Genomic DNA, 14,478 nt, shown 5'->3' with positions numbered 1-14,478 from the left:
TTGTTCACTCCACTCGGATCCAGGTCTGGTTGCGGTAGAACGGGCCGACATAGCCGCGCACTTCCAGGAGCTTGCCGCCATCGGTGGGCTTCAGGCGCAGGCGGTAGGTCTTGCCATTGTTGGGGTCGGTGATGTCGCCGCCGGTCCACAGGCTCTTGTCGATCTCGTCGGGCTTGGCGTTGCGGATGATCGTCAGGCCCAGGATGGGCTTGCCCTTGCGGTCATCGGTGCACTTGTCGCAGACGTCGCCCGGCTTGGCGGTGGGATCGAGCAGCTTCTCGATCCTGCCGGTCAGCACGCCGGCGCTGTCGCTGATGCGCACCAGCGACTTCTCCTGCTTCGTCTCGTCGTCGATCGTCTTCCACAGGCCCACCGGCGTGGCTTGCGCCAGCACGGCGGTGTGCAGCAGGAAGGCCGCGGCGGCCAGGGCAAGGCGCTTCATGTCAGAACAGCGCCTCGTCCATTTCCATCAGCGGCGCCAGCCCGGCGCGGCAGCTGCGGATCAGGCCTGCCGTCTCCGGCAGCAGCTTGGCGTAGTAGAAGCGCGCGGTGGCCAGCTTGGCGGTGTAGAACGGGTCGCCGCTGTCCTTCTTCGCCAGCGCCACCTTGGCCATGCGGGCCCAGAAGTAGGCGAACACCAGGTGGCCGCAGACGCGCAGGTAGTCGACCGCGGCGGCACCGACCTCGTCGGCATTGCCCATCGCCTTCATGCCCAACTCGGTGGTCAGCTTGGTCACCTTGTCGCCGAGTTCGGCGAGCGGGTTGACGAACTCCTGCATCGCCTCGTTCGTGCCTTCGTCCTCGACGAACTCCTGCACCAGCTTGCCGAACTTCTTCAGCTTCTTGCCGTTGTCGCCCAGCACCTTGCGGCCGAGCAGGTCGAGCGACTGGATGGTGTTGGTGCCCTCGTAGATCATGTTGATGCGCGCGTCGCGCACGAACTGCTCCATGCCCCATTCGCGGATGTAGCCGTGGCCGCCGAACACCTGCAGGCAGTGCGAGGTGGCGATCCAGGCGTTGTCGGTGAAGAAGGCCTTGACGATGGGCGTGACCAGGGCCACGAGGTCGGCGCACTCCTTGCGCTCGTCCTCGTCGTCGCTGGCGAGTTCCTTGTCGAGCATCAGCGTGGTCCACATCGCGAGCGCGCGGCCGCCCTCGGCGTAGGCGCGCGCCGTCAGCAGCATCTTGCGCACGTCGGGGTGCACGATGATGGTGTCGGCCGGCTTGTCGGGGTGCTTCGGGCCTGACAGCGCGCGCATCTGGATGCGCTCCTTCGCATAGGCGACGGCGTTCTGGTAGGCCACCTCGGTCAGGCCCAGCGACTGCATGCCCACGCCCAGGCGCGCCGCGTTCATCATCACGAACATCGCGGCCAGGCCCTTGTTCGGCTCGCCGACCAGCGTGCCGACCGCACCTTCCATGACGATCTGCGCGGTAGCGTTGCCGTGGATGCCCATCTTGTGCTCGAGCGCGGCGCAGAAGATGGCGTTGCGCGCACCCAGCGTGCCGTCGGCGTTGGCGAGGAACTTCGGCACCACGAACAGCGAGATGCCCTTGGAGCCGGCCGGCGCGTCGGGCAGGCGAGCCAGCACGAGGTGGACGATGTTCTCGGCCAGATCATGCTCGCCGGCCGAGATGAAGATCTTCTGGCCGGTGATCTTGTAGCTGCCGTCGGCCTGCGGTTCGGCCTTGCTGCGCAGCAGGCCGAGGTCGGTGCCGCAGTGCGGCTCGGTCAAGCACATCGTGCCGGTCCACTGGCCGCTGGTCAGCTTGGGCAGGTACAGCGCCTTCTGCGCCTCGGAGCCATGTGCGTGCAGCGCCTCGTAGGCGCCGTGCGACAGTCCGGGATACATGGTCCAGGCCTGGTTCGACGAGTTGAGCATCTCGTAGAAGCTCTGGTTGACGATGTGCGGCAGGCCCTGGCCGCCGTAGGCCGGGTCGCAGCTCAGCGACGGCCAGCCGCCCTCGACATACTTCGCATAGGCTTCCTTGAAGCCCTTCGGCGCCTTGACCTCGTGGGTGGCCTTGTCGAGCACGCAGCCTTCGGCGTCGCCGCTCTGGTTCAGCGGGGCGATCACCTCGGCGGCGAACTTGCCGCCTTCTTCCAGCACCGCGTTGATCGTCTCGGCGTCGATGTCGGCATGGGCCGGCATCATCTTCAGCTCCTCGACGACGTTGAGCACCTCGTGCATGACGAACTGCATGTCGCGCAGGGGCGGGGTGTAGGTGGGCATGGGCTCTTGCTCCAGGGAGGGTGATCAGGGTCGAACCGCACGGGCGCCGGGGGCGCGCTTGCGGGCGGGTGTCTTGTCTTCGAGGGCGCCGGGCGCGGCGTAGTTCTCCAGCACGCGGCGGAAGGCGGTGCGGGCACGCTCGACGGCGCCGGGGTGGCGCAGGAAACGCGCGTCGTGGTGCAGCGCCAGGATCAGGCCGTGCACCTCGAACAGCATCTGCGCCGGATCGGTGTCGGGCTTCAGGTGACCCTCCTCGACGCCGATGCGGATGGCGCGCTCGAGCGCGTCCTGCCAGGTCTGCACCATGTCGACGAGGGCATCGCGCACCGGGCCGGGCCGGTCGTCGAACTCCACTGCGCCGCTGATGTAGATGCAGCCGGAATCGATCTCCACCGCCACACGGCGGACCCAGTTGTCGAACAGCGCACGCAGGCGCGGCAGGCCGCGCGCTTCACGCAGCGCCGGGTAGAAGACCTCTTCCTCGAACTTGTTGTGGTACTCGCGCACCACGGCGATCTGCAGTTCGTCGCGCGAGCCGAAGTGGGCGAAGACACCCGACTTGCTCATGCCGGTGACCTCGGCCAGCGCGCCGATCGACAGCCCCTCCAGGCCCATGTGCGAGGCGAGCGTCAACGCCGCCTCCAGGATGGTGGCCCGGGTCTGCTGCCCCTTGTGCAGCGTGCGGACGGTGGACGGACTGTCGGCCATCGGGTCGGGCCCAGAAACGAACGATCGTTCTATTTTGCAGAAAACCGCCCGACCGCGCCGAACAGCCCTGCGGAATTTCTAGGCTTTCGACCCTAGTTCGGGGCCGTCACGAGGGCGTCATGCCCGTGACTTGAGCGAAACGACGCGAATGCAGTACGCTCGAACGATCATGGAAGTGTTGCAACTCGACGTTTCCGGCCGCCCGCAGGCGTGGATCTCGGCCAAGGAAGCCGCGATTCTCTACGCCAGCGACGGCGTGGCCTGGACCCTGGGCGATGCCTTCTACGTGCTGCGCGGCGGCACGCAACGGCGCACCGGGCTGCAGAGCCGCATCGAGGTGCACCCCATCATCGCCGTGCGCGGCGCCGTCCCGAGCAAGGCCTGGCGGCAGACGCCGGCGCTGTCCAACCCCAAGCTGTTCGCCCGCGACCGTGGCGTCTGCGCCTACTGCGGCGCGCACTTCCAGGTCGACGACCTGACGCGCGAGCACATCGTCCCAACCTCGCGCGGCGGACTGGACAGCTGGATGAACTGCATCACCGCCTGCCGACCCTGCAACGGCCGCAAGGGCAACCGCATGCCCGAAGAGGCGCGCATGAGCCTGCTCTACCTGCCCTACGTGCCCAGCCTGCACGAGGACATGATCCTGCGCGGCCGGCGCATCCTGGCCGACCAGATGGAGTTCCTGCTCGCCAGCGTGCCGCGCACCAGCCGTCTGCACGGTTGATCCTTCACGCTCGACAAGGATCTTTACATCTGCGCCGGGAACCCCGGGCGTACAGTCACATCCACCGGTCTACGCCAGCGCCCGAACGGGCGTTGGCTTCACAACGTTCCCTGCCGGAGCACCACCATGAAGAAGATCCTCCTTGCCGTCGCCGTGGCCTCGCTGGCCGCCTGCTCGACCACCAGCCCCGACGTCATCCAGCGCGGCGACGCGCAGCGCATGTCGCAGGTGCAGGACGCCACCGTGCTGTCGGTGCGATCGGTCACCGTGGAAGGCAACCAGAGCGGCATCGGCGCCACCGCCGGCGGCGTGGCCGGCGCGGTGGCCGGGTCTTCGGTCGGTGGCCGCCGGGAAGCCGTCGTCGTTGGCGTGCTCGGCGCCGTGGCCGGTGCCGTGGTCGGCAATGCGGTCGAGCGCGCCGGCACGCGCGAAGACGCGGTCGAGATCCTGCTGCAGTTGCGCAACGGCGAACGCCGCGCGATCGTCCAGGCCAAGGGCAACGAGACGCTGAACCCCGGCGACGCGGTGATCCTCGTCACCACCGGCGGCAAGACCCGCGTGACGCGCGCGCCGGGTGTCGCCCCGAGCGGCACACCGGTGCCGCCGGCCCCCAAGGGCTGACCCACCCAGCGCCGCGCGGCGCGGTGACAGCAGTCGGCACGAGCGATCGATCGCTTGCGGCAGATCAACCGCGATGACTGCAGCGGCCATCGACACCGTGACGGACAGGCAGGCGTTCGCTAGTGTCGGGCCTGGACTCGCCGCCCCATGAAGACGCTGCTGCTGATGCGCCATGCCAGTTCCGGCTGGGACGAGCTATCGCTGGCCGATCGTGCCCGCCCACTCGACGAGAAGGGTGAGCGTGAGCTCGCACGCATGACGCGGCGCTACGCGACGCGAGGCGTCCGCCCCGAACTGATTGTCTCGAGCCCGGCCTTGCGGGCGCTGGCCACGGCTCGCGCGCTGGCGACGACTTTCGGCCAGAGCGCGGACGACATCCGCGTCGACGATCGCCTCTACTGCGGCTCGGCTCGCGCGCTGCTGCACAGCATCGGCGAGCTCGACGATGCCTTCGACCGCGTCGCGATCGTCGGGCACAACCCGGAACTCACGGAACTCGCCCACCACCTCGCCCGGGACATCGAGTTCCTGCCCACCTGCGCGATTGCGACGATCGAGTTCGACGCACCGAGCTGGGCTGAAGCGCTGCGGCGCAAGGCGGCGTCGGCGACGCTCGACACCCCGCCCTGACCCCGGGCCGACGCGTCCTGCCAGCGGTCTTCGGCCCTTCCGTCAGCGGGCCGGCGGCAGGCCGAGCAGGCGCAGCGCGGCGTCGTACGAAGCCTGCGGCTGCATCACGTCGAAGTGGACCGTGCGCAGGCCGGCGCGCTCGCCGCCGCGAACGTTGCGCAGCTGGTCGTCGACGAACACGCAGGCCTCGGGCGCCACGCCGAGTTGCCCGACACACGCCGCATAGGCGCGCGGGTCGGGCTTGAGGATGCCGGTGTGGGTGGCGTCGACGATCACGTCGAAGCGCTCGATCAGTGGCAGCCGGCGGCGGAAGTCGGCACCGTAGAACAGGTCGAGCTCGTTGGAGAGGATGGCCAGCCTGCAGCCCGCCGCCTTCGCTGCCTCGATCGCCGCCACCGCCTCCGGGCGGATGACCGCCTGCACATCGGCGCCGCGGGCACGCTGCACGAAAGTCTCCATGCGGTCCCATTCCTCGCCGACCAGGCGGCCGACTTCGCGGGTGCGCGCCATCCAGTAGTCGCGCTCGCTGATGCGGTCGGCCTGCATGTCCTGCCACAACGGGTCGGTGGCGGGGTCGAACGGGCCGCGCCACGTCAAGGTACCGGCGGGCAGGCCGAGCGCCGCCTCGCTCAGCGCATGCGTCTCGAACAGCGTGCGGCTGATCACACCGCCGAAGTCCAGCACCAGGGCCTGCGTCATTGCACACCCCGCGCAATCAGGCCCTGCTCGACCCATGCGTCGAACACCGCCAGAGCCGCCTCGGCGAAGGCTGCGTCGTTGATGTGCGCATCGATCCTGCGCAACTGCGTCTGCCCGCCCACGTGGCGCGGCAGTTCATCCACCAGCGCAGCGAGCCCGGCAGCGTCGTGCAGCGGCGCACCCGGCCGGTCCCACTCCTCGATGCCGCCCGCCGGCAGCAGCAGGCAGCTCGGGCCGCGCGCTTCGGCCAGGCGCGAGCCGATCTCGCGCGCCACCTCGCGGCGCATCGCCTCGTCGATGCAGACCGAGGCGATCAGCCGGTTGTGCGCATGGGCAGCGCGCCCCTCGAAACGCCGCGGGCACGGCGACCAGGCGGCGTAGTCGACCATGTCGGTAGCGCCCGGCGCGACGATCTGCGGCACACCGGCACGGCCGGCGCCGCGCAGGCGATCGGCTCCTGAGGTGACGCAGGAGCCGCCCATGTGGTTCACCAGCTCCTGCAGGCTGAAGTCCATCACCGCGGCGAAGCGCCCCTTGGCGGCCAGGTCCTCGAAGGCGCGCCCGCCCATGCCGGTGGTGTGGAACACCGCCAGCTCGTAGCCGCGCGCCTCCAGCGCCGGCTTCAGCGCCTTCATGTAGCGCAGCGCCGTCGAGCCCAGCGAGGTCATGCCGACGACCGGCCGGCACTCGTCGCTGCCCTCCTCGACGCGCGCCAGGCAGGCCCCCACCGCCGCACCGGCGGCCTGCGCCAGCGCGGTCTTGCACAGGCGGTTGAGCCCGTACAGGCCGCCGGCCCACAGCCGCATGATCAGGTCCGGAGGAATGCGGTCCGGTGGCACCAGGTGCGAGTAGGCGATGGTCGACAGCACCACCTTCGGCACACCCAGCGGCAAGGCGTTCGCCACGTCGAGCGCGAGGTCGGTGCCCATCGTGCCGCCCAGGGCGAGCAGGCCGTCGCAGCGGCCCTCGCCGTGCCACTGCAGCGCCAGCGCGGTGGCGCCTTGGGCCATCAGCGTCATCGAGGTGTTCTCGTCGCCGCTGTCGATGATCGCCTGCAGCGTGGTGCCGGCCGCCGCAGCCACCTCGGTGTTCGGGATGTCGGCGGTGAAGCCGCCCTTGCCGAGCACGCCGACGTCCATGACGATGGCGCGCCCGCCGCAGCCCTCGACACTCTGGCGCAGGAACGCGATCTCGTCGCTCTTGGTGTCGACGGTGCCGATGATCAGGATGCGCGGGCTCGGGTTGGCCATGGCAGCTCCTCAGCCCAGATGCGGCTTGACGGGCTCGAACAGCCCCTTCTTCATCACCGCCTTCACCCACACGGCGCCGACCACCGCGAACACCAGCAGCACGACGCCGGTGTAGGTGGCGATGGCACGCGTCATCTCGGGCGCCGGCGAACTGTTCGCGATCACGAAGACCATGCCGGCGATCGCGAGCAGCGGCACCAGCGGGTACCCGGGCACCTTGAACGGCCGCGGCAGTTCCGGGTGCCGGCGGCGCAGCACCATCAACGAGACCTGGGCCATGATGTAGGCCATCAGCCAGGCCACCGAGGCGGCGATCATCAGCGGCAGGATGGCCTCGACGCTGCCGCCCGACCAGAAGAGTCCCACCAGCGGCAGCGCCGCGACGAACAGGATCGCCACCACCGGCGTGCCGAACTTCGGATGCCGGTACTTCAGCAGCGGGAACACCTGGCCGTTGTCGGCCATGCCGGCCAGCATGCGCGGCACCGCGGCAAGCACCGTGTTGATCAAGCTGGCCGATGCGAGCAGCGCCAGCACCGCGACGAACACGCGCCCGCCCGGGCCGAAGACCGCGCTCGCCACGTCCAGGTGCGGGGTGGCCGCCGTCGCCAGCTTCTCGCGCGGCAGCAGGCTGGCGGCACCGAGCACGAACAGCAGTTGCACCACCAGCAACGCCGTCAGGCCGAGGAACATCGCGCGCGGCAGGTCGCGCCGCGCATCGCGCGCTTCGGTGACCAGCGGCGTGACGAACTCGATGCCGGCAAACACCCAGAACGCCAGCGCCACCAGGCCGAAGACCGTGATCTCATGCGACAGCTGCGCCAGGCCTGCCGCCGGGTCGGGCGCCGCCGAGGCGCTGCCGGACAGCGCGACGATTCCCACCACGCCAAGGAACAACAGCACGACGAAGCTCAGCACCGTCTGGACACGCGCGAACACGTCGGTGCCCAGGATGTTCAGCGCCGCGAACAGCACGACGATGGCCACCGGCCAGAAGTGCGCCGGCAGCGGCAGGCCGAGCGCCTGGGTGAGGATGGTGTCGGCCAGGATCAGTTCGGCCGGCAAGCCGAAGATCGCCGGCGTCACGTAGCCCGCAAACACCAGCATGATGGCCGGGAAGTTGCCGATCGCCGCCTCGGCAAAGCTCGACAGGCTGCCCTGACTGGGCAGCATCAGCGACATCTCGGCGTAGGCGAAAGCGTTGGCCATCGAGATCGCGAAGGCGATGAACAGTGCGCCCACGAAACCCCAGCCGCCGATGCCGATGCCCTGCGCGGAGCTGACCATCCCGATCTGCGCGACGATGGCTCCGATCGCCGCGGCAAACAGGGCGCTGAATCCCAGGCCGGCGACAGCCGGCTTCGAGGAGGTGGTCATGCGGTTGTCCTTCTGAAGTTGGTTCGAGGGCCGGCGTTGGGGGGGGGCGTCAGAGCGTGGCCTGCACTGCGGAGAAGCTCTCCTCGAGCACATCGACGAGCTGATCCACCTCCTCGCGCGTGATCACCAGCGGCGGCGAGAGGATCAGGTTCGGCCCGCTGATGCGCACCATCACGCCGCGCCGGTAGGCCTCGCGCGCCACGCGCGCCGGGACGTCGCTGCTGCGCGGCACCGGCACGCGCCCGGCCTTGTCGGCCACCATCTCGATGCCGGCCATCAGGCCCATGCCGCGCACGTCGCCGACGATGCCGAAGCGCTCGCCGAAGCTGCGCAGCCGCGCCTGCAGGTGCGCACCGACGCGTGCCGCGTTGCCGGGGATGTCCTGCTCTTCGAGGATGTCGATCGTGGCCAGCGCCGCGGCGGCGGCCACCGGGTGCGCGCTGTAGGTGTAGCCGTGCGAGACCGAGGCAGCACCCGTGGTGTCGTTCTCGAACACCTCGGCCACCTTCTTCGAGATCGCGGTGGCGCCCAGCGGCACGTAGCCCGAGCTGATGCCCTTGGCCAGGCACCAGAGGTCGGCATTCACGCCCCACAGCCGCGTGCCGAACATTGCACCGCCGCGGCCGAAGCCGGTCACCACCTCGTCGGCGATCAGCAGCACGCCGTACTTGTCGCACACCTGGCGGATCAGCGGCCAGTAGTTGGCCGGCGGCACGATCACGCCGCCGGCGCCCTGGATCGGCTCGGCGATGAAGGCGGCCACGGTGTCCGGCCCCTGGAAGACGATCTCGCGCTCGAGCATCTCGGCGCACTGGCGGCCCAGCGCCTCGGGGTCGTCCAGGCCGAAGGGGTTGTGGTACGTCCAGGGCGTGTCGACGTGGAAGCAGCCCGGCAGCAGCGGCTCGTAGGGCCGGCGGAAGTTGGAGTTGCCGTTGACACTCATGCCGCCGAAGTGCACGCCGTGGTAGCCCTGCCTCAGCGCGATGAACTTGAATCGGTCGCCCTGCCCCTTGAGCTTCCAGTACTGGCGCGCGATCTTCAGCGCGCCTTCCACCGCGTCGGAGCCGCCGTTGGAGAACAGCACGGCCGACACGCCCTCGGGCTGCATCAGCTTGACCAGCCGGGCCGACAGCTCGATCGCGCGCACGTGCGTCGTGCCGCGGAAGACGTTGTAGAACGGCAGTTCGTCGAGCTGCGCCACCACCGCGTCGCGCACACGCCGGTTGCTGTGGCCGAGGTTGCTGCTCCACAGGCCGCCGACGCCGTCGAGCAGCTTGTGGCCGTCGACGTCCCAGATCCAGCAGCCTTCGCCGCGGGCGATGATGTCCGGCGCGCTCTTCTTCATCGCGCCCGGGTGGGCCATCGGGTGCCAGATGTACTGGGCGTTGTCGCGCTTGAGAGTGTCAGAGCTCGGGTGCATGGCTGCCTTTCAACGGGTGTTCGGATTCAAAGGCCATTGGGGGTGGGTGCCCAAGGTAGTCGGCGCAGAGCTGCCGGGCGTGGGCAATGAAGCGTTCGTTGCGCGCGCAGGAGCCGTCCTCGTCCATGCGTGGCACGATCCAGCCCACATAGGTGACGGCGCGCAGCGCCATGAACAGCCCGAGCTTGCGGTCATCGAGCGGGCGCAGGCTTGCGTAGCCTTGACGCAGCGCAGCCTCGAGATCCGCATAGTGCGGCTCGGCCAGGTTCTTCAGAAGGACCGTCGCGAGGTCGAACAACCGGAAGCCGAAGCCGCCGTCGTCGAAATCGAGCATGCGGATCAGCGAACCGTCGACGAGCACGTTCTCGCGCACCAGATCGGCATGGATCAGCCCATGGTCGAGCGTCGCCGCACACGCCTCGAGGTCGAGCCGTGCCTCGCGGCGGAACCGGGTGAAGAGGCTGCGCGTCTCGGCGTCGAGGGTCGGGTTGTCCCAGAAGCGGCCCCACAGGGGGGCCTCGCCCAGCAGCCCTTCCGCGTTCCAGGCGCAACGGGCGAAGCCGGCGGGGCGCTGCCACACATCGCAGGCCGCGTGCAGCCGCGCCATTTCGCGACCCAGGCGGCGAAACACCGCCGGCGCATCCGCCACCTGCAGCCGATCGCCGCTGCGCCCCAAGGGCTGGCCGGACAACCAGCCCACCATGTCGACATGGTGCGCCCCCACCTTCTCGAGCAGCGCGCCGCCCAGCGATCGCCGCGGGCGCGGCACCTGCAGCGCGGCCCGGTCCATCGCCTCGAGCCAGAGCGCTTCCGACAGAAGCTCCGCCTCGCTGCGATAGCCGGGGCGTCGCAGGCGCAGCGCGAAGCGGCCCTCGCCCGTGCGCACGCGGTAGACGCGGTTCTCGCGCCCGGCGACGAAGCTGCACTCGGCATCGTCGAAGCCCCAGAGGGCGAGGGCCTGTCGAACGGTGTCGGTCACGGCTGCCCCAGGATGCCCGGCATGACTTCGTCCAGCGTCTCGATCAGCAGATCGAGATGGTCCTCGCCGAACGGCATGGGCGGGCGGATCTTGAGGGTGTTCTTGTGCCGCCCGAGCTTCGACAGCAGGATGCCGCGCTCGCGCATCGCGTTGACCACGCGGTCGGCGCAGTCCGCGGCGGGTTCACGGGTCCTGCGGTCACGCACGAATTCCGCACCGAAGACCATGCCGCTGGCCCGCACGTCGCCAATGACCTCGTACTTCTCGGCCAGGGTCTGCAGGCGTTCCCGCGCCAGGCGTCCGATCCTGGCAGCATGCTGCTGCCACTGCTTGTCCTCGAGTTCGTCCAGCACCGCCATCGCCACGGCGCACGACACCGGATTGCCGCCAAAGGTGTTGAAGTAGCGGAAGGAGCCTCGGAAGCGCGCCATGATCTCGGGGCTCGTGACGAGCCCGGCAACCGGATGGCCGTTGCCCATCGGCTTGCCCATGGTCACGATGTCCGGGGTCACGCCCTGCTTCTGGTGAGCCCAGAAATGGCTGCCGCAGCGGCCGAAGCCCGACTGCACCTCGTCGCAGATCAGCACCCCCCCCGCCCTGCGAACGAGCTCTGCCGCGGGGCGCAGCCAGCCCGGCGCCTGTGTCGGGAAGCCCTCATTCAGGAACAGCGGGCAGACGATGAGTGCGGCAAATCCGATGCCGCAGGCTTCGAGTTCCTCGATGGCACGCGCAACATGAGCCGCAAAGCGTTGGCCTTCGGGATCGTCGATGCGATAGCTGTCCGGCGCCTCGACATGGCGCACGCAGCCGGCCAGGCCGAAACCCACCTCCGGCACATTGCTCCTCGACAGGTGGCTGACCAGCGTGGTGTTGCCGTGATAGGTCGCGTCGGTGGCCACGATCCCGCGCTTGCCGGTCATCGCTTCGGCCATCCGCAGCGCGATGTCGTTCGCCTCCGACCCGCTGCAGGTCAGTATCGCGGTCTTCAGCGGGTCGTCGAAGGTGGCGGTCAGCCGCTCGACGTAGTCGAGGATGCCCTCGTGCAGGTAACGTGTATGGGTGTTGAGCGTGCGCGCCTGGGCGCACAGCGCCTCGACCACCCGCGGGTTGCAGTGGCCCACATGGGGCACGTTGTTGTAGCAGTCGAGATAGCGCCGCCCCTCGGCGTCCCACAGCCAGACCCCTTCACCGCGGACGATGTGGACGGGATCGGCGTAGAAGGTCGAGACGTTCGGCCCCAGCAAGGCGCGGCGGCGTTGCAGCAGGTCGGACATCGGCCTCTCCTGGGTCGGGCGCTTGCCGGTCATCGAGCTCGGTCCGGGCTTGCAGCCGCATCGGGCGCGGTGATGTTGCCGGTCGATCCGGGCACGCCGACGGTGATGGTCTTGATCTCGGTGTAGTGCAGCACGCCTTCAGCGCCCATCTCCTGGCCGATGCCGCTTTCCTTCCAGCCACCGAAGGGCATCTCGGGCTGCGACACACCGTAGTGGTTGATGCCCACCATGCCGGCCTCGAGTTCCTCGGCCAGGCGGTGCGCCACCTGCAGGTCGCGCGTGAAGGCATAGGCGCCAAGGCCGTAGGGCAGTGCGTTGGCGGCGGCGATGGCGTCGTCGAGCTGATCGTAGGGCTGCAGCACGGCGATCGGTCCGAACGGCTCCTGCTGCATCAGCCGGCTGTCCGGCGGCGCATCGGCGAACACGGTGGGCTCGAAGAACCAGCCGCGACGATCGATGCGGTGGCCGCCGGTGAGCAGCCGCGCACCGCGGCCGACGGCGTCGTCGACGAAGCGCTCCATGTCCTCGACGCGGCGTGCGTGCGTCAGCGGTCCCATCTGTGTCTGCGCGTCCAGCCCCGGGCCGAGGCGCAGCCGGCCGGCGCCGAGCGCGAACTGCTCGGCGAAGCGCTCGAGGTGGCGGCGCGGCAGGTAGAAGCGGATCGGCGAGGCGCACACCTGCCCGGCGTTGCGGTACTTGGCCGTCAGCGAGGCCTTCAGCACGAAGGGCAGCGCGGCAGGCTCGCACATGTCTTCGGCCACGATCACCGGCGCATGCCCGCCGAGCTCGGCGGTGAAGCGCTTGACGTGGCGCGCCGCCTGCTCGCCGAGCAGCTTGCCCACCGCCACCGAGCCGGTGATCGACACCTTGGCGATCGCCGGATGGGCGATCAGCGTGGACGAGACCTCGGCCGGGTCGCCGCAGACCATGTTGATGGCGTCGGCCGGCACGCCGGCGTCGAGGAAGGCCTGCACGATCAGCATGCAGGTGCCCGGCGTCTCCTCGTCGGGCTTGATGACCACGCTGCACCCGGCAGCCAGCGCGCTGGCCAGCTTGCGCACCGGCAGGTTGGCGGGGAAGTTCCACGGCGTGAAGGCCGCCACCGGGCCGACCGGCTGGCGGGTCACCGTCTGCGACAGGATGCCCTCGACACGCGGCGCCACCGTGCGGCCGTACAGGCGCTTGCCCTCCTCGGCCTGGAAGTCGAGGATGTCGGCCGACAGGCGCACTTCGCGCAGCGCCTCGGCCAGCGGCTTGCCCTGCTCGAGCGTGAGCACCCGGGCGATCTCCTCGGCGCGCTGGCGCATCAGCTCGCCGGCGCCGCGCAGCACCGCGTAGCGCTCGTGGGCGTTGCGCCGGCGCCAGTCGCGAAAGCCGCGGGCGGCCGACTCGGCGGCTGCGCTCAGCTCCGGCGCGCCGGCCAGCGGCAGCGCCGCCAGCGGCGAGGCGTCGGCCGGGTTGTAGACAAAACGTTCGCCGCCCGAGGCGCGCGGCAGCCACTGCCCGGCCACGTGCAGGGCGAGTGCGGGATAGCTCATGTCGGATTCCAGGGAGGTGGCAATGGCCGGACGCATCAGTCGCCGACGGCGCCTTGCCGGGAGAAGAGCTGCTCGCGGCCGTCGGCACGCAGCAGGCCTGCAGTCAGCGCAGCACGATCGGCGCGCGGCGTTCCGCTGAAGCTGGCGCCCTGGTCGGTGCTGCGCAGCTGCAGCCCGTCGAGCCCGAGCGCGAGCACGCCATCGGCACGCAGCAGCAGCGCGGTGATCGACGACTTGCTGCGGCTGTCCACGCGCACCCAGGTCTTGCCGTCGTCGCTGCTGCGGTAGATGGAGCCGCGCAGGCCGGCAGCCAGCAGCACGCCCGGCGCCGGCGCGGCACCGGTCCAGAACGAGCCCTTGTAGCCGCTGGGCAGGTAGCTCCAGGTCGCGCCGTGGTCGTCCGAGCGCAGCACGAAGCCGCGTTCGCCGGCGGCGAACACGCGGCCCTGCGCGTCGGCGAACAGGTGGAAGAGGTTCAGGTCGGCCTTGCGTGCCGGCTTGCCGTCGGCTGCCGGCGGCGGCGCGAGCGTCACCGCCGCCCAGGTCTTGCCGCCATCGGCGCTGGTCAGCACCAGCGACCACAGGCCCACCGCAACCAGCTGCTGCGCATCGAAGGCATGCACCGCGAACAGCGGGCGGTCCTCGGTGGTGTCGATGCGCTGCAGCGCCCAGCTCTCGCCGCCGTCGGCGGTGGTGATCACGACGCCCCAGTGGCCGACCGCCCAGCCGTGCATCGGATCGGCGAAGGCCACCGACGTCAGCGTCGAGCGCACCGGCACCGCCCGCGCCTGGCGCCACTGGCGGCCACCGTCGTCGGAGAGCATCACCACGCCGTGCTCGCCCACCGTGACCATGCGCTGGCCCGCCTTCGCGCTGCCGAGCACGGCAGCACGGCCGGCGTGCGCCACGCGCATCGCAGGCTGCGCCTCGAGCTTCGCGGCGGGCGCCGCCGCGGACTGCGCCTGCGCCTGTACTGGCTGCGTCAAGGCACCGAACAGCCAGCCTAGCGCGGCGAGGAGGA

14 protein-coding genes are annotated in these 14,478 nt (G+C 69.9%); 3 read left to right on the top strand and 11 right to left on the bottom strand.

Going from position 1 to position 14,478, the window contains the following annotated elements:
* Positions 1-4 precede the first annotated feature (4 nt).
* From AAG801_RS20500 to AAG801_RS20490, 3 genes are read right to left on the bottom strand one after another with little or no spacing between them, the layout of a single operon-like run.
* Entirely contained in the window at positions 5-442 is a 438-nt protein-coding gene (locus AAG801_RS20500; RefSeq protein WP_341890013.1) for a DUF2147 domain-containing protein, read from the bottom strand.
* A gap of 1 nt (position 443) precedes the next feature.
* The gene (locus AAG801_RS20495) at positions 444-2,234 is read right to left on the bottom strand and encodes an acyl-CoA dehydrogenase C-terminal domain-containing protein (RefSeq protein WP_341890012.1); all 1,791 of its coding nucleotides are present in this window, start codon (positions 2,232-2,234) and stop codon (positions 444-446) included.
* A gap of 24 nt (positions 2,235-2,258) precedes the next feature.
* Positions 2,259-2,942: a TetR/AcrR family transcriptional regulator gene (locus AAG801_RS20490; protein WP_341890011.1), complete on the bottom strand. Its 684-nt coding sequence runs from the start codon at positions 2,940-2,942 to the stop codon at positions 2,259-2,261.
* 169 nt (positions 2,943-3,111) lie between these two features.
* On the opposite strand from AAG801_RS20490, the gene AAG801_RS20485 reads away from it, so the two are divergent.
* The 3 genes from AAG801_RS20485 (at position 3,112) to AAG801_RS20475 (ending at position 4,920) form a co-directional block, all read left to right on the top strand.
* Complete coding sequence (locus AAG801_RS20485; RefSeq protein WP_341890010.1) at positions 3,112-3,669, top strand: HNH endonuclease; 558 nt, start codon at positions 3,112-3,114, stop codon at positions 3,667-3,669.
* A gap of 126 nt (positions 3,670-3,795) precedes the next feature.
* Positions 3,796-4,290, top strand: coding sequence for a glycine zipper 2TM domain-containing protein (locus tag AAG801_RS20480; protein ID WP_341890009.1), 495 nt, complete (start codon positions 3,796-3,798; stop codon positions 4,288-4,290).
* A 147-nt stretch (positions 4,291-4,437) separates the two neighbouring features.
* Positions 4,438-4,920 (top strand): histidine phosphatase family protein, encoded by a 483-nt coding sequence (locus AAG801_RS20475; RefSeq protein ID WP_341890008.1) that lies wholly within the window; start codon positions 4,438-4,440, stop codon positions 4,918-4,920.
* Positions 4,921-4,962: 42 nt separating this feature from the next.
* Here the strand turns inward: AAG801_RS20475 and AAG801_RS20470 are convergent, their stop codons facing one another.
* From AAG801_RS20470 to AAG801_RS20435, 8 genes are read right to left on the bottom strand one after another with little or no spacing between them, the layout of a single operon-like run.
* The gene (locus tag AAG801_RS20470; protein WP_341890007.1) at positions 4,963-5,619 is read right to left on the bottom strand and encodes an HAD-IA family hydrolase; all 657 of its coding nucleotides are present in this window, start codon (positions 5,617-5,619) and stop codon (positions 4,963-4,965) included.
* Positions 5,616-6,869 (bottom strand): Tm-1-like ATP-binding domain-containing protein, encoded by a 1,254-nt coding sequence (locus tag AAG801_RS20465; protein ID WP_341890006.1) that lies wholly within the window; start codon positions 6,867-6,869, stop codon positions 5,616-5,618. The genes AAG801_RS20470 and AAG801_RS20465 overlap by 4 nt, the downstream gene beginning before the upstream one ends.
* 9 nt (positions 6,870-6,878) lie before the next feature.
* Entirely contained in the window at positions 6,879-8,246 is a 1,368-nt protein-coding gene (locus tag AAG801_RS20460) for an APC family permease (protein ID WP_341890005.1), read from the bottom strand.
* A gap of 49 nt (positions 8,247-8,295) precedes the next feature.
* Positions 8,296-9,666 (bottom strand): aminotransferase class III-fold pyridoxal phosphate-dependent enzyme, encoded by a 1,371-nt coding sequence (locus AAG801_RS20455; RefSeq protein WP_341890004.1) that lies wholly within the window; start codon positions 9,664-9,666, stop codon positions 8,296-8,298.
* Positions 9,650-10,645, bottom strand: coding sequence for a phosphotransferase (locus AAG801_RS20450; RefSeq protein ID WP_341890003.1), 996 nt, complete (start codon positions 10,643-10,645; stop codon positions 9,650-9,652). Before AAG801_RS20450 ends, AAG801_RS20455 begins: the two co-directional genes overlap by 17 nt.
* A complete protein-coding gene (locus AAG801_RS20445; RefSeq protein ID WP_341890002.1) occupies positions 10,642-11,919 on the bottom strand; it encodes an aminotransferase class III-fold pyridoxal phosphate-dependent enzyme in 1,278 nt (425 codons plus the stop codon). The genes AAG801_RS20450 and AAG801_RS20445 overlap by 4 nt, the downstream gene beginning before the upstream one ends.
* Before the next feature lie 29 nt (positions 11,920-11,948).
* Complete coding sequence (locus tag AAG801_RS20440; RefSeq protein ID WP_341890001.1) at positions 11,949-13,457, bottom strand: NAD-dependent succinate-semialdehyde dehydrogenase; 1,509 nt, start codon at positions 13,455-13,457, stop codon at positions 11,949-11,951.
* Positions 13,458-13,492: 35 nt separating this feature from the next.
* Positions 13,493-14,443, bottom strand: coding sequence for a YCF48-related protein (locus AAG801_RS20435; RefSeq protein WP_341890028.1), 951 nt, complete (start codon positions 14,441-14,443; stop codon positions 13,493-13,495).
* Between the last annotated feature and the right edge of the window lie 35 nt (positions 14,444-14,478).

It is taken from the genome of Variovorax sp. YR752 (genome assembly GCF_943372545.1).
This window is presented reverse-complemented; position numbering and strand designations above follow the sequence as displayed.